This window comes from Pseudomonas sp. P4_D7 (assembly GCF_056401755.1).
The window spans coordinates 41066-56107 of sequence record NZ_JBFUIR010000004.1 but is presented as its reverse complement, the minus strand read 5'-3'; the positions used below and the strand labels follow the sequence as shown (position 1 = coordinate 56107).

The following is a 15042-nucleotide window of genomic DNA, read 5'->3' as shown; positions in this document are numbered from 1 at the left end:
ACTCATCCAAATCGCCCGGTCAGCCAAATCGGCTGACCGCGGCATCGATGAACTGGCGCACTTTCGCGGTCTTCTGCCGATGCGCCGTGTACAGCAGATGCATCGCTCTGCTCGGCGCCTCAAACCCCTCCAACAACCTCACCAACTCGCCTCTGCGCAATGCCGGTTCAAGAAAGTCGGCAGGCCCCAGCACAATCCCGAAACCATCCACCGCCGCTGACAACAACGCCTTGCTCTCGTTGACGTGCAAGCGACTGCTCACCGGCACGCGCTCGACCTGCGCACCGTTGAAAAACGACCACTCGTGATCGGCAGGCCGTGACCAATAGGCATAACCCAGGCACTCATGTTGTTGCAGATCGGTGGGCACTTGCGGTGTGCCGTGTTCCGCCAGATAGCGTGGCGCCGCGCAGACAATCAAGCGATACGCGGCCAAGGGCCTGGCGGTGAGGCTAGCCGTGGCCAACGGGCCGATCCGGAAAGCCACCTCAAACCCCTCCTCCACCAGATCCACCGCACGGTCGGTCAGGTGCAGATCAATTTCCACTTCAGGGAATTCGCGCAAGAACGCGGTCATGAACGGCATCAGGCTGTACGAACCGAAGGTTACCGGCGCGCTGATCCTGAGCTTGCCGCGCGGCGTGTCATTCATGATCTGCGCCAGCGAATCAGCGGCCTCTGCCTCAGTGACGATGTGCTTGCAGCGCTCGTAGTAGGCCTGGCCCAGTTCGGTCAGGCTCTGCCGGCGCGTGGTGCGATTGAGCAACCGCGCACCCAGCCGCTGTTCAAGGGCGGCCACGTGTTTGGCGACCATTTGCGCCGACATGTCGAGGCGTTGCGCAGCGCTGGCGTACGAGCCCGCTTCAGCCGCCATCACGAAAGCCGCCATGCTGGTCAGCCGATCCATTCGAAACTCCTGTTAGCGAAAGTAAGTAACAGAGTGCAATTTATCTGCATCTGGGCAGGAATCATCATAGTGGCTCCCCACCTGACAGAGGAACACACCATGCGCATTGGAATCGTTGGAGCCGGATTCATCGGGCGCGCCGTCGCGCAAATCGTCCTCGCCGCCGGGCACGAAGTAATGCTCAGTAACTCACGCGGCCCGAAGACCATGAGCAGCGTGCTCGCCGGCATCACCGGCTGCCAGATCGGCACGGCCGAACAGGCCACACAGTTTGCCGACGTGGTGTTGCTGGCCATCCCCTACGAACACATCCCGAGCCTGCCGCCAGCCTGGTTCGAAGGGAAAACCGTGCTCGACGCCAACAACTATTACCCTGATCGCGACGGCCACATCGCCGTACTCGACAGGTTCCAGAGCACCACCAGCCGCTTGCTCGCAGAGCATTTGCGCGGAGCCACGGTGGTCAAGGTGTTCAATGCCATTCTCGCAGCGGACTTGCTCACCGATGCCCGCCCGCATGATTCCAGCGAGCGGCGCGCCCTGCCCGTCGCCGCAGATGACGCTGACGCCAAGGCATTGGTCGTGGGTTTGCTGGACGAACTCGGCTTCGATGCGGTCGACGCCGGAGGCCTCGATGAGAGCTGGCGATTCGAGCGGGCGAAACCGGCTTACTGCGCGCCGCTGGACAAGTCCGGGCTGGAGAAAGCACTGGCTGCTGCCGAGCGCGAGGTCGAGTTACCTTTGGGCAGTTGGCGGCGCTGAAGCCTTCCGGCAGCTGGACGGAGATCAGCTAGCCTTGAATCCGATCGCACGTCATTCAAGGAGCCGTCATGTTCAAGTTCATCAAGACCACCGTGGTCGGCGGTCTGCTGTTCATTCTGCCGTTGGTGTTGATCGTCGTGCTGATCGAAAAAGCCATCCACCTGCTGCGCGGGCCGGTAGAAAAGTTATTGCCGATGTTCAAGGGCTATGACGTGGCGGGCGTGACGCTGGTGAGTCTGGCGGCGTTGCTGGGCCTGATCGTCCTGTGTTTTCTCGCCGGGCTGCTGGCACGCACGTCTGCGGCGGCGCGGGCGCTGGAGGCCACGGAAAACAAGCTGCTCAGCAACCTGCCCGGTTACCAGTTGTTCAAGGACACCACGGCGCGGTTTGCCGGGCTGGAAAACGAGGACGGTTCCAAGGTCGGCCTGATTGCCGAGGGCGAAGGCTTTCGCCTGTGCCTGATCGTCGAAAGCGTGGATGACTGGCTGACGATTTTCATACCGGACGGTGGCCCGGCGGGCAGCACTGCCGGTGAAGTGCGACTGGTGCCTGCCGCACACGTCATCGTTACTGAGCTGTCGTGGCTGACCCTGGCCACCGGGTTACGCCGTGGCGGCCGTGGCATGCTGGCGCAGATGCAAGCGTGGGTGCCGAAAGCCTGATCAAGGCGCATTGACCACCACATACGTCACATCACTGCCCTGATACTGCGGCTGGTACCAGGTCGAGCCGCATTGCATGTAGGCGACGTTGTACTGAATCACCTGCACACAACTGCTGGGCATTTGCGCCGGGGTAAAGATCGCCCCTACCACCGCCGCAGTGGCCGCGACGGTTGCCGTTACCGCCACTGCGGCCGCCACCGGATGGTAGTGATCGTCGTAGCCATAACGGCCATGGCCGTCGACATCAATATCGACATCGCGACTGTTGTCGATGTTGACGTTTCGGTTGCCGTTGTTGACGTTCGTACGGTTACCAACGTTGTTGCCGGCATTGACCCGGTTACCCGAATTGACCCGATTGCCCGAATTGACCCGGTTACCGGCACTGACATTGTTGGTGCGCTGCGGCGCATTGATCCGCTGCGCCCGTTGCGCGTTCGGTGCTGGCGCGCGATTGACGTTGGCGCGGGCATGGCCCTGGGCGCGTTGCCCCCGGGCATCGGCTTCGGCGACATAACCGGCGGTCAGCAGCGTGGCGGTGGCCAGCGACAACAACAAACTCCACGTCATCGACTTGTTCATATCACTGCCCTCCCTGATCGCTGGCCTGTTTAAACGCAATCGCCACATCGCCTTTGCCCGGTTTGAAGGTGAACTGCGTGTCCGGAATGGTCGGCTTGAGGTTCCACTGATACACCGCGCTGTACTCGGGGAAGCTCTTATCGTCGGTGGTGGTGATCACCAGCTTGCACGGCAAGGGTTTGTCGGAGCGGGTCAGCCACAATTGCCAGTCGATGCCCTCCTGGCGAAACGCCAAATGGTCGCAGAGCTGGCCCTTGATGACCGACGGGCCCACGTACAACGCGGCTTTCAAGGCATCGATCTGCGCCTGATCACTGCCGAACAGAAACAGGTCCTCCATCGGTACCTGCACACCGTAGAAGTTTTCGACCTTGTGCAGGGTTTCCGCCACCGTGGCCGGGGCGTCGACGGTGGTGTAGTACTTCAGGTATGGCGAATACTGGGTGAGTTTTTTGCCGTTATAGAAAAACTCGCGGGTGCGCACATCGCCTTCGCTTTTCGCATACAGGCGATCATGGCCGACCACTTTCAGGGTGTTGGCGGACTCGGTCTTGATCTTCTGCCCGGATTCCAGAACCGTGTCGCGCGAGACTTGGGCGTCGACCTGGAATTTCGGCAGGCTGCGCAGGTAATCGCCCATATCGATGAGCTTGTCGACCACTTGCGGGTTGATCAACGGCGCATCATCGGTGGCCGCGTGAGGGGGCGTCGCCGGCGGGTCTTCGGCGCGGACTCCCGGCGCGAGAACCAGTGTGAACATCAGGCAGACAATACTGGCTGGGGCTTTCATCGGTTCCGCTCCTGTCCCTGCGTGGGCGTTGCGCCCGAAGGGCGACTGACTGACCAGCCTAGACGTCCGCTAAGGTGTACGCCAATGCGTCAGCGAAAGGGATGAGTGTCACGGCAGACTTTCTTTGCGCTGGCTCTCCAGAAGCTCGGTGATATCGGCCGGTTGATACACCCAGCCGATGAACAATTCATAGCCAACCGCCAGAATCACCGGCCCGGTGAACAAACCAATAATGCCGCTGGTGACCATGCCCCCGAGCGCGCCGATCAGTACTACTGGCATCGGCACCGCGACGCCGCGTCCCAGCAGCATCGGTTTGAGCACGTTGTCGGCAAGCCCGGCAATCGCCATCCACACCGCAAAGATAATCGTGCTGGCGCTGACCCCGTCCACGGCGAAGACATAAATCACGATGGGCAGCGTGATCAGCAACACCGGCAATTGGGTGATGCCCAGCAGCAACACCATCAAGGCAAGAATGCCGGCCGCCGGTACGCCCATGACCACCAGTGCCACGCCAACCAGCAGCATCTGAATAAAGGCGATACCAACCACGCCCTGCGCCACGGCGCGGATGGTTGCCGTACACAGTTCGGCGATCTGCGGGCCGCGCACCGGCCCGGAAATGCGTGTGGTGACTGCAACCGCTGTGCGGTGGCCGCGCTCGCCGTGGTGCATGATCAACCCGGCAACGATCAAGGCAATCACAAACACCACGATGCCTGCGCCGACGCCGGCGGCTTGATGCAACACCACTTTGCTCCAGTCCTTGAGGTGCGGCGCCAGCTCCTGAAACGCCCAGCTCAGGTCCTGCGAAGCGTGCATCCAGATGCCGTAAAGCGGCGCGCCAATCAACGGCCAGCCTTCAACACTGGCCGGTGGCGGCGGTATCTCGAACTGCCCCGCTTCGAACGTGTGCATGCTGCCCTTGATCGAATCGGCGATCGAAGCACCCAGCAGGCTCAACGGCAGCATCAGAATCACCAGGCCCAGCAGCACCAGAATGATTGCCGCCCAGCCGTAGCGATTACCGAGTTTCGCGCCCAGAGCCTGATTCAGCGGATACAGCGTGACGGCCAGGATCAGCGCCCACAGCATGACATTGAGAAACGGATGGAAAATGTCGTAGCAGAACAGCACCAGAACGGTGATCAGGCCCGCTCGAATGAGCACGTCCAGCAGTGCTCTGGAACTCTGAAACGTGATCAGCGGTTTGTCTTCCATGTCGGCGCTCCTGGGTGGGCCATCGATGAACCGCTGTGAGCCTAGTTCACTTCCGGCACATCGTCTTTTAGCCTTAGCGCTCCAGCATGCCGTGACACAACAGATTCAAAACCCCGCGCATGTGCAAGGCGTGCGCGGCCCGATCCGGGATTTCCTGCGTGGCGAGGCGAATGAACGCCATGTTCGCGTATTGGTTGAACAGCGTCGCCACCACATCGAGATCGATCGATTCGCGCACTTTGCCGGCCTGCTGAAAATGCAGAAGCAGCGCTTTGGTCTCTTCGATCACGGCGGCATTCCACGGGCTCATCGCCTCAGCCAACTCACCGGTCAGCAGAAACGGCGCCAGTTCCCGCCACAGCGAAGCCGGCATCGCTTGTAGCTGGTAATCGGTCATCAGCCCTTCGAACTCGCACAGCGCCTCCAGCGGATCGCTGTTCTCGTCGAGATTCGCCCGCGCCTCGCGCATGGCTTGCTCGTCGGGTTGTTTGAGCAGGGCCAGCAGAATCTCCTGCTTGCCGCCGAAATAGTTGACCACGGTGGGGGCGGAAACCCCCGCCTGCACGGCGATCTGGTCCAGCGTGGTAGCCGCAAAACCGTTGCGCTTGAACAACTCGAGCGCCGCCTCGGCAATCACCTGCCGGCGCTGTTCCTTCTGCCGTTCTCTGAGTCCGCTCATGTTGCCTCTGTTGATCGTTGCCAATGGCGGTCAGCCTACGGTTATCTTTTTTTACCCACAAATATTTTCTTTACAAAAATATTTTTAGATGACAAAACTTTCCCCGTGCAGCGCTGTGACGAACGCACCCACTTACCCTTTGCTCTGGAGATCCGCCATGTCCGCCGAATTCGATTCGACCCGCAGTACCCGCGATTACCAAGCCTCTGACGCCGCTCACCACATCCACGCGTTCGTTGATCAGAAGGCGCTCAACGAGGAAGGTCCACGGGTGATGGTCAGCGGCGATCGCCTGGCGTTGTGGGATAACGACGGCAATCGCTATCTGGATGGCATGTCGGGTCTGTGGTGCACCAACCTCGGCTACGGGCGCAAGGATCTCGCCGCTGCTGCGACCGCGCAGCTGGAACAACTGCCCTACTACAACATGTTCTTCCACACCACTCACCCGGCGGTGATCGAGCTGTCCGAACTGCTCTTCAGTCTGTTGCCCAAGCACTACAGCCACGCGATCTACACCAACTCCGGCTCCGAAGCCAACGAAGTGCTGATCCGCACCGTGCGCAAGTTCTGGCAGGTGATGGGCCAGCCCGAGAAGAAAATCATGATCGGCCGCTGGAACGGCTACCACGGCTCGACCCTGGCCGCGACGGCGTTGGGCGGGATGAAATTCATGCATGAGATGGGCGGGACCATCCCCGATGTCGCGCACATTGATGAGCCGTACTGGTTCGCCCATGAAGGTAATCTCAGCCCGGAAGAGTTTGGCCTGCAAGCGGCGCGGCAACTGGAAGACAAGATTCTTGAGCTAGGCGCCGACAAGGTCGCCGCGTTTGTCGCCGAACCGTTTCAGGGTGCGGGAGGGATGATCATTCCGCCGGCGACGTACTGGCCGGAAATCCAGCGTATCTGCCGTCAATACGATGTGTTGTTGTGTGCGGATGAAGTGATTGGCGGTTTTGGTCGCACCGGTGAATGGTTCGCCCATCAGGCATTTGGTTTTGAGCCCGACACGCTGTCGATCGCCAAGGGCCTGACCTCGGGTTACATCCCTATGGGTGGCTTGATTCTGTCGCGGCGCATGGCTGAAGCATTGGTCGAGAAAGGTGGCGTATTTGCCCATGGCCTGACCTACTCCGGGCACCCGGTCGCGGCCGCGGTGGCGATTGCCAACCTTAAGGCCTTGCGCGATGAGGGCGTGGTGGCTCAGGTGAAAACCGACACCGGGCCGTACCTGCAAAATTGCCTGCGCGAAGTGTTCGGCAATCACCCGCTGGTGGGTGAGATTCAGGGCGTCGGGCTGGTGGCTGCGTTGCAGTTTGCTGAGGACAAAGCGACGCGCAAGCGTTTTGCCAATGAAAACGATATCGCCTGGCGTTGCCGCACGATTGGCTTTGAGGAAGGCTTGATCATTCGGTCGACATTGGGGCGGATGATCATGGCGCCGGCGCTGGTGGCCACGCGCACGGAGCTGGATGAGCTGGTCGACAAGACGCGGATTGCGGTGGATCGGACGGCGCGGGAGTACGGCGTTTTGTGATCGGCTGAAGTGATGGTTGGCCGGGCTGACGCCTTCGCGAGCAAGCTCGCTCCCACATTTGGAATGCATTCCACTTGGCTCCTTGGCTGCAAATTTGGAATGCATTCCACTTTGGCAGCCTGGATGCCTGTTTGAAATGCGATCCCTGTGGGAGCGAGCTTGCTCGCGAAGGGGCCGGCCGGAGAGAAAATCGGTGGCAGATTGATCCCGTCGATTACTCCGCACGCCGCTTGGTGTTAAATAGGCGCCAGTCTTAACCTTGTCGCGTAAAGCCGTGCAACGAGAACCGATATGAACACCCACTCCAGGAAAAACACCCAAATTCAAACAGCGGTGAGCGCATGATCGAAGTCACCGAAGTTTCCATTGCCCAACTGCGCGCCGCGCTCGAGTCCGGCCAGACCACCGCTGTCGAACTGGTACAGGCATATCTCGCACGCATCGATGCCTACGACGGCGCCGACACCCCAACGGCGCTGAATGCCGTGGTCGTGCGCAACCCTGAAGCGTTGAACGAAGCCCGGGCGTCCGATGCCCGTCGTGCCGAAGGCAAAACCCTCGGCCCGCTCGACGGCATCCCCTACACCGCCAAAGACAGCTATCTGGTCAAAGGCCTCACGGCAGCGTCCGGCAGCCCGGCCTTCGCCGATCTGGTCGCTTATCGCGACGCCTTCACCATTGAACGTCTGCGCGCGGCCGGGGCGATTTGCCTGGGCAAAACCAACATGCCGCCGATGGCCAATGGCGGCATGCAACGTGGCGTCTACGGTCGCGCCGAAAGTCCTTACAACGCCAATTACCTCACCGCGCCGTTTGCCTCCGGTTCGTCGAACGGTGCCGGTACCGCCACTGCCGCCAGTTTCGCCGCGTTTGGTCTGGCTGAAGAAACCTGGTCGAGCGGGCGTGGCCCAGCGTCGAACAACGGCTTGTGCGCCTACACCCCGTCGCGCGGGGTGATTTCGGTGCGCGGTAACTGGCCGTTGACGCCGACCATGGACGTGGTCGTGCCTTACGCGCGGACCATGGCCGATCTGCTCGAAGTCCTCGACATCGTCGTCGCCGAAGACCCGGACACCCGTGGCGACCTCTGGCGTCTGCAACCGTGGGTGCCGATCCCGAGCGTCAGCGAAGTGCGCCCCGCCGCCTACGCCGATCTGGCTGCCGACGCCAAAGCGCTGGCCGGCAAGCGTTTCGCCGTGCCGCGCATGTTCATCAATGCCGACCCTGAGGCTGGCACCAGCGAAGCCCCGGGCATCGGTGGCCCGACCGGCCAGCGCATCAACACCCGCGCCTCGGTGATCGACTTGTGGAAGCAAGCGCGCCAAACCCTCGAAGCGGCCGGTGCCGAAGTCATCGAAACCGACTTTCCGCTGGTCTCCAACTGCGAAGGCGATCGCCCCGGCGCGCCAACCGTGTTCACTCGGGGGCTGGTCTCCAAAGAGTTCCTTCACCATGAGCTGTGGGACCTGACCGCATGGGCGTTCGACGACTTCCTGCAAGCCAACGGCGATCCGAAACTCAATCGTCTGGTCGACGTCGACGGGCCGAAAATCTTCCCGCACGACCCGGGCACCCTGCCCAACCGTGAAGGCGATCTGGCTGCCGGCATGGATGAGTACGTGCGCATGGCCGAGCGCGGCATCACACCGTGGAATGAAATCAGCACCGTGCCCGATGGCTTGCGCGGCCTCGAGCAGACTCGACGTATCGATCTTGAGGACTGGATGGATAAGCTGGGCCTCGATGCCGTGCTGTTCCCGACTGTTGCCGACGTCGGCCCGGCGGACGCGGACGTCAACCCGGCGTCGGCTGACATCGCCTGGAGCAACGGCATCTGGGTGGCCAACGGCAACCTGGCGATCCGTCATCTCGGCGTGCCAACCGTCACCGTGCCGATGGGCGTGATGGCCGACATCGGCATGCCGGTGGGCCTGACCTTCGCTGGCCGCGCCTACGACGACTCGAACCTGCTGCGTTTCGCCGCTGCGTTTGAATCGACCGGCAGCAAACGCCAGATCCCGCCACGCACGCCGCCATTGTCGTAACGCGATCAAAAGGTGTGTCAGGCAGCAAAAATGTTGCCCGACGCACCGCCATCGCTGACGCAGATTTTTGCTCCCGCCACAAAACCCTCATTCAGCCCAGAACCCTGTGGGAGCGAGCTTGCTCGCGAAAGCGGTTTATCAGCCGGCAGAAATGTTGACTGATGTACCGCCTTCGCGAGCAAGCTCGCTCCCACAGGTTTTGTGTAGCCCCGTAAATTCAGCACATCCGCTCAATCCCCTGCCCTACATTCCCGCGATCATCCCAGCCATCTTAATTGCCGCTGGCCACCGACCATGATCGACCGCGCCCCTTCGCGTCTCACCCTCCTCGCGCTGCTCTGCGGTCTGACCACCAGCGCCCACGCCAGCGGTTTCTTCGACGATGCCAAAAGCGAAATCCTCAGCCGCAACTTCTACCTGAGCAACGACTACCGCTCGCCCTCACCCTCCGGCAAAAACTACAAACAGGAGTGGGCTCAGGGCTTTATCGGCACTTTCTCATCTGGTTTCACCGCCGGAACGGTCGGTTTTGGCATCGATGCCCACGCCTTCGCCGGGCTCAAACTCGACGGCGGCAAAGGCCATTCCGGCACCGGTCTGCTGCCGGTCGACAGCGATGGCCGCAGCGAAAACGATTACTCCAGCGCGGGCGGCGCACTCAAGCTGAAAGCCTCGCGCACCACGCTCGCCTTCGGTGAAATGACCGTGGAAACCCCGGTGTTCGACACCTCCGACAAACGCCTGCAACCGGAATACGCCACCGGTTTTCTGCTCAACAGCGCCGAGTTCGACCACATCAATCTGGTGGCCGGGCATTTCACCGCGTTCAAGAATCAGGACAGCTCATCCGGCAAAGGCAATTTCTACGGCTATGGCGCCAATACCGAGGCCGGCGCGATCAGTTTTCTCGGCGCCGATCTGTTCACCGACAGCCCAGTGGGCGGCACGCTGTATGCCTCCGACCTGAGCGACACCTGGCATCAGTACTACGGCAATCTGTACTTCAAACAGTCCGGCGTACTGCTCGACGCCAACCTCTACCACACCCGCGACAGCGGCCGAGCGCTGGCCGGCGCCATCGACAACACCGCGTTCAGCCTCTCCGGCAAATACGCCTTCGGCCCCCACGCGGTAATGCTCGGCTGGCAAAAGATCAATGGCGACACACCGTTCGATTTCGTCGGCGGCGACTCGATCTACCTCGCCAACTCGATCAAATACGCCGATTTCAACGGCGCCAACGAACGCTCCTGGCAAGCGCGCTACGACCTCGACCTCGGTGCCTTCGGCATCCCCGGCCTGAAGTTCATGACCCGCTACGTCAGCGGTAGCCATATCGATGGCACCCACGCGCCCAAGGGTGGCGCCTACAACCCGTTTGATCCTGACAGCGGCAGTTATCAGCCGCAGCAAGGCGATGGTGGCAAGCACTGGGAACGCGATATCGATTTGAAATACGTCGTGCAATCGGGCGCGGCGAAGGATCTGTCGGTGCAGGTGTCGCATGTTTCACATCGAGCCAATGAAGCGCAGGCCGGCGATGACATTGACCGGATCTACGTGGTGATCCAGTACCCACTTGGTTTCTGAAGGAACGCGGTTACTGTAGGAGTGAGCCTGCTCGCGATAGCGTCTTTTCAGCAACATTCATGCTGACTGATACACCGTAATCGCGAGCAGGCTCATTCCTACAGGTTTCTGCGTCGATCATCAGGCTGTGTTTACACCGCCGAACCTGTGGGAGCGAGCCTGCTCGCGAAGGGGCCAGTGAAATCAGCGCAAATCGCCTTTTAAACTCTGGTGTTTAAAAGACATCTCCAGACACGCCTTCAAGGCTACAAATTCTTGCGCCATTGCCTACAGCTACGCCAGAATCCGCCGGCTTGTGCGCCTTGGGGGCGGGTTCTATTGTGGTGCGGTCGCTGATTATCAGTGATCGGGTTTAGCAGCCCGGGTTTTTCTCTAGACGCACAAAGTTCATTGCCGTTATGGCGGCTTTGCGTGGGGCACTTCGGTGCGCCGGGTTCTAGAGTCCTGGTCTGCTAACCCGCGTACAGCCGCCACCTCCTTCGTTAGCAGCGAACGGTGGCAGCTTCACTACTCTAGAGGCTTTACCGATGATCAAACCAACGCCAAACCCACCCGAAACCGACCTCGCTTCCCCCTACGAATCCCTCGATTCAAAAAAACTCAACGACGCCGCAGAACGCGCGCTCGATCACTACCTCTGCCCACCCGGCTCCACCCCACCACCACGCAAAACCCGACGGATGTACGCCGTCACCGCAGACTTCAAAAACGAAGAACTGCTGGCCGATGCCAGCGAAACACTCGCCTCCGCCAGAACCATCGCCCATGACTTCGCCCACCTCATACCCGCGTCGCAACGACGGACGCTGTTGGGGATTGCGCAATTGATCATGCTGGGGGAGCTGGCGGTGAATCGGGTGATGGATAATCTGGAGGTGCCGGGCTGAAAAGACTGAGAAGAACCTGCGGCGAGAGCTAAACAGGGTCAGATCAAGCTCTCCGCTTTTGGGATCAAAAGATCGCAGCCTTCGGCAGCTCCTACAAACAACCGCGTAGGAGCTGCCGAAGGCTGCGATCTTTCGCTTTTGACTCTCTCGTCCAATGACCACTCGTCGCCACCTGTCAGATCTGACAGGTGCGCTTTTGCTGCAATCGCGCTTTCATCATTCCTGCTGTTCCCACCACGCAGGAGCGCCCTGAAATGAACCAATCCACCACCGACAACTCACCTCTACAGCTTTACCCCCCCAAGATCCAGGGCCAGACCGAGCCGGTCAAAGGGGCGCATGTCGGTGTACCGCTAGTGGCTTATGACCTGGTCAGCGATGGTGAAGGCGCAAAGGTTCAGATCGATCCGCCATTAGTCGGTATCTGGGAGTCAGAGGATGTTGTGAAACTGTGGCTGGTCAACGACACAACGCTGCTTAGCTTCACCACGATTGGCGATCCGAATGTACCCATCTTTCTGCGCATTCCCAGAAACCGGCTGCATCCCGATGAAGTCAACCAACTGTATTACACGGTCGAACGAAACAGCAATAATACCGGGACCTCTGAGCCGCCACTGCAAGTGCTCTACAACCGCATTCGCCCTGGTCTGAAAGATCGCTTTCCCGAAATCGACGGCCACTCCGAACTCGACCTGGACTTGTCCGACCTCATTAAACAAGGCGTCGGCAAAGACTTCGTCAGCGCGCCCGTCTGCTTCAGTTATCCCTACTGCCGCGCTTACGACACCATCAGCCTGAAGTGCAACGGCGAAATAAAGACCTTCCCGGTCAGCAAGGATCAGGCCCCTGAACCGCCGAACCCGGGCACCGAAATTCCAACGACCGTCTGCTTCACGGTGGAGCGTGAGTTTCTCGACAAAGCGAAACGCCAGAACAAGGTCCTCAACTTTTCCTACTCAGTGACCGATCAACTGCTCAACGGACCGGATCCCGATGCGGTATGGTCTGCTGCGGTGGCGGTGAATGAGGATCTGGATGGCACGCTCCTGGACACGCCGATTTTGCGAGAAATCGCAGGCGATACAGCCGACGAGCCGGGCATCATTGACCTTAAAAAACTCGGTAGCAATCCACTGCTGGTGTACATATCGACGGTCGACCCACGCTTCGAGCCTGGCGACAAAATTGAAGCCACTTACACCGCGAAAATTGCGGGCCAAGATGACAAAACAGTGGTGCTCACCGGTCAAGTCGAAACGGACGACATCGGTAATAAAATAACCTGTGTTCTGAAAGTACTGAACAAAGACGTCATCGTCGCCACCAGCGTATCGGTCAAATACAAATTACTGCGAAAACTCGACGACACACTGAAAGCCGAATCCAACATCGCCACGGCGACGGTAGTAGGCGATTACATGGAGTTGAAACCCGCCGGCGTTCAGCAAGCCAACGGCAACACCTTGGCGCCCATGACCGCGGTTTCCAGGCTCACCATCGTCGTGCCACAAGGCACCACCCTCCCCACCGACCGGCTCAGCGTTAGCTGGATCCCCGAACCCGGCACCCACGCTGAAGGCACATACATCAGCGATCCACGGCCGATCAGTGAGGTCGGTCTGAACGTCGATGCTCCACCGGCACTCGTGGCCTTTTGTCTGGGCGGCAGAGTGACCGTCAGTTACACCATTACCCGTGGCAACGGCCAGCCGCAGCCGTCTGATCCATTCATCCTCAATGTGCAGGAACTGCCCCAGGCAGAACTCATCGCTCCTCGCTTGAAGGAAGCGAGCAATGCAGGTGAAGGATCGGAGCTGAATCTGGCCGAGCTGACACCTGAAGGCAAAATGTGGTGCTCAGGGTTTCCCTTCAATGCGGTGGGGCAATATGTCTGGTTGCTGTTCGAGGGCACCAATGCCGATGGTTCGACCTATGAAAAATACATTTGGGCGGCGCCGTTTGCCTTCGTTAATGATGACTGGGTGAAGAATGGCTACTTCGAGGCGACCGCGCCTTATGAGGATTTGAAAGGGTTGAAGGATGGGACGCCAATGAGCATGGAGATGTGGGTGGCGTTTGGGAAAAGTGAGGATTTGGGGTTGGCGAAGCGGTTTTTGCTGCGTACGTATACGGTTAGTGCGGTTCAGGTTGTGGTGCCCGCGATCACATCGGTCAAAGGCACTTCCAGCGATGAAGAAATCCCCCCTGGCAGCCTGACTGTACAAACAGACATCACGCTGACGGGGACGGCTACGCCAAGCACAAAGATTGATCTGGTCAATGGCAGCGAGACGATTTCAGACGATGAAATTCCAGTCGACGTCCACGGAGACTGGACCGCTCGACTGAGGGTGCTGGTTGCCGGAAACACCTACAACCTGCGCGCTAAACGCAAGGATGGTGAACTCTCCGCAGCTCACGATCTGGTTGTCGTCGCGCTAGTGAAGCCGACGTTGGACACTGTACTGGATGACCAAGGCGTCGAAGTGCCCGAAGGGCAAACGACCGTCAGCACCAAACTAAAACTTAAAGGCACTGCCAGTAAAGGTCAGTGGGTGGAAGCATTCGAGGGTAGCGGTGCAGACGCAGAGTCCAAGGGTACCGCACCAGCCGATGAAACGACCGGTGAATGGGAGCGCGAGATCGAAGTCAAGGAAGGTCCGCGTCAGGTTTATGTAAAATCTCGGTATCACAAGCCTCCTGAGGATTCGAATGTACGTACCCTGACTGTATTACCTGCACCCGCCGGAGAAAACTTTGACGCGCAACCGTCTTTTACGCTCACGCCGGGAAGCTCACGCGATATAGGCAGCATGACAATAACTAACTTTGCAGGCACTAAAACTGTAGAGATTCGGCGAATTGCAACCTCATACCCGGGGAAACTTGAACAACAAACCCTCGCTTTAGTCGATGGCCCCGCGACTGTACGGTTGATATTGAAAAGCAGTTACGCCCAAATTGAGTTTTGGTATACAGATGTCGAAAAATCGAACAATGCAAGAGTTGTATTTTACAACTCAGAAATAAAGCTTAAAGAGGAACCGCTATTACCCCATGACTCAATTAACCCACATAAAATGACTTTTAATTCGGACAAAATTAATAAAATCGATATTATCAGCAGCGCTTCAGATACTATCTATTTCGATAATTTCGTTTTCAAAAAATAGGTACTGGTGCTAAACGGGCCACCCGATACTTTTCCGTTGTTTGGATCAAAAGATCGCAGCCCCTCGGCAAGTCCAAGATTGATGCAGTTGCCAGGGGCCGCGATCTTTCGCTTTTGGGAGGTTATCAGGGACAGACCCTGAGGGATCCCCGATTTTTCTTACAGAAAATCAAGAAGTTGGAATATTGAAGCGACC

Annotated in this window: 12 protein-coding genes; 7 read left to right on the top strand and 5 right to left on the bottom strand. The window is 59.1% G+C overall.

Going from position 1 to position 15042, the window contains the following annotated elements:
• Positions 1-19 precede the first annotated feature (19 nt).
• Positions 20-907: a LysR family transcriptional regulator gene (locus AC1DVF_RS04890; protein WP_099759200.1), complete on the bottom strand. Its 888-nt coding sequence runs from the start codon at positions 905-907 to the stop codon at positions 20-22.
• 99 nt (positions 908-1006) lie between these two features.
• Between AC1DVF_RS04890 and AC1DVF_RS04885 the strand changes: the two genes are divergently transcribed.
• Positions 1007-1669 (top strand): NADPH-dependent F420 reductase, encoded by a 663-nt coding sequence (locus AC1DVF_RS04885; RefSeq protein WP_477782134.1) that lies wholly within the window; start codon positions 1007-1009, stop codon positions 1667-1669.
• A 68-nt stretch (positions 1670-1737) separates the two neighbouring features.
• A complete protein-coding gene (locus tag AC1DVF_RS04880; protein WP_477782133.1) occupies positions 1738-2331 on the top strand; it encodes a DUF502 domain-containing protein in 594 nt (197 codons plus the stop codon).
• On the opposite strand, the gene AC1DVF_RS04875 is transcribed toward AC1DVF_RS04880, so the two are convergent.
• From AC1DVF_RS04875 to AC1DVF_RS04860, 4 genes are all read right to left on the bottom strand, one after another.
• Positions 2332-2916 (bottom strand): hypothetical protein, encoded by a 585-nt coding sequence (locus AC1DVF_RS04875; RefSeq protein WP_093431415.1) that lies wholly within the window; start codon positions 2914-2916, stop codon positions 2332-2334. It lies immediately after the preceding gene.
• Position 2917: 1 nt separating this feature from the next.
• Positions 2918-3706: a DUF2092 domain-containing protein gene (locus tag AC1DVF_RS04870; RefSeq protein ID WP_099759204.1), complete on the bottom strand. Its 789-nt coding sequence runs from the start codon at positions 3704-3706 to the stop codon at positions 2918-2920.
• A 108-nt stretch (positions 3707-3814) separates the two neighbouring features.
• Positions 3815-4930, bottom strand: a complete 1116-nt coding sequence (locus AC1DVF_RS04865; RefSeq protein WP_477782132.1) for an AI-2E family transporter — start codon at positions 4928-4930, stop codon at positions 3815-3817.
• Between the two features lie 73 nt (positions 4931-5003).
• Positions 5004-5609: a TetR/AcrR family transcriptional regulator gene (locus AC1DVF_RS04860; RefSeq protein WP_460090972.1), complete on the bottom strand. Its 606-nt coding sequence runs from the start codon at positions 5607-5609 to the stop codon at positions 5004-5006.
• Between the two features lie 157 nt (positions 5610-5766).
• Between AC1DVF_RS04860 and AC1DVF_RS04855 the strand changes: the two genes are divergently transcribed.
• The 5 genes from AC1DVF_RS04855 (at position 5767) to AC1DVF_RS04835 (ending at position 14847) form a co-directional block, all read left to right on the top strand.
• Positions 5767-7149, top strand: a complete 1383-nt coding sequence (locus AC1DVF_RS04855; protein WP_477782131.1) for an aspartate aminotransferase family protein — start codon at positions 5767-5769, stop codon at positions 7147-7149.
• A gap of 341 nt (positions 7150-7490) precedes the next feature.
• Complete coding sequence (locus AC1DVF_RS04850; protein ID WP_477782130.1) at positions 7491-9194, top strand: amidase; 1704 nt, start codon at positions 7491-7493, stop codon at positions 9192-9194.
• A gap of 294 nt (positions 9195-9488) precedes the next feature.
• Entirely contained in the window at positions 9489-10784 is a 1296-nt protein-coding gene (locus AC1DVF_RS04845; RefSeq protein WP_477782129.1) for an OprD family porin, read from the top strand.
• A gap of 527 nt (positions 10785-11311) precedes the next feature.
• Positions 11312-11671 (top strand): DUF6124 family protein, encoded by a 360-nt coding sequence (locus tag AC1DVF_RS04840; RefSeq protein ID WP_460090976.1) that lies wholly within the window; start codon positions 11312-11314, stop codon positions 11669-11671.
• A gap of 254 nt (positions 11672-11925) precedes the next feature.
• Entirely contained in the window at positions 11926-14847 is a 2922-nt protein-coding gene (locus AC1DVF_RS04835; protein ID WP_477782128.1) for a hypothetical protein, read from the top strand.
• Positions 14848-15042: the final 195 nt, after the last annotated feature.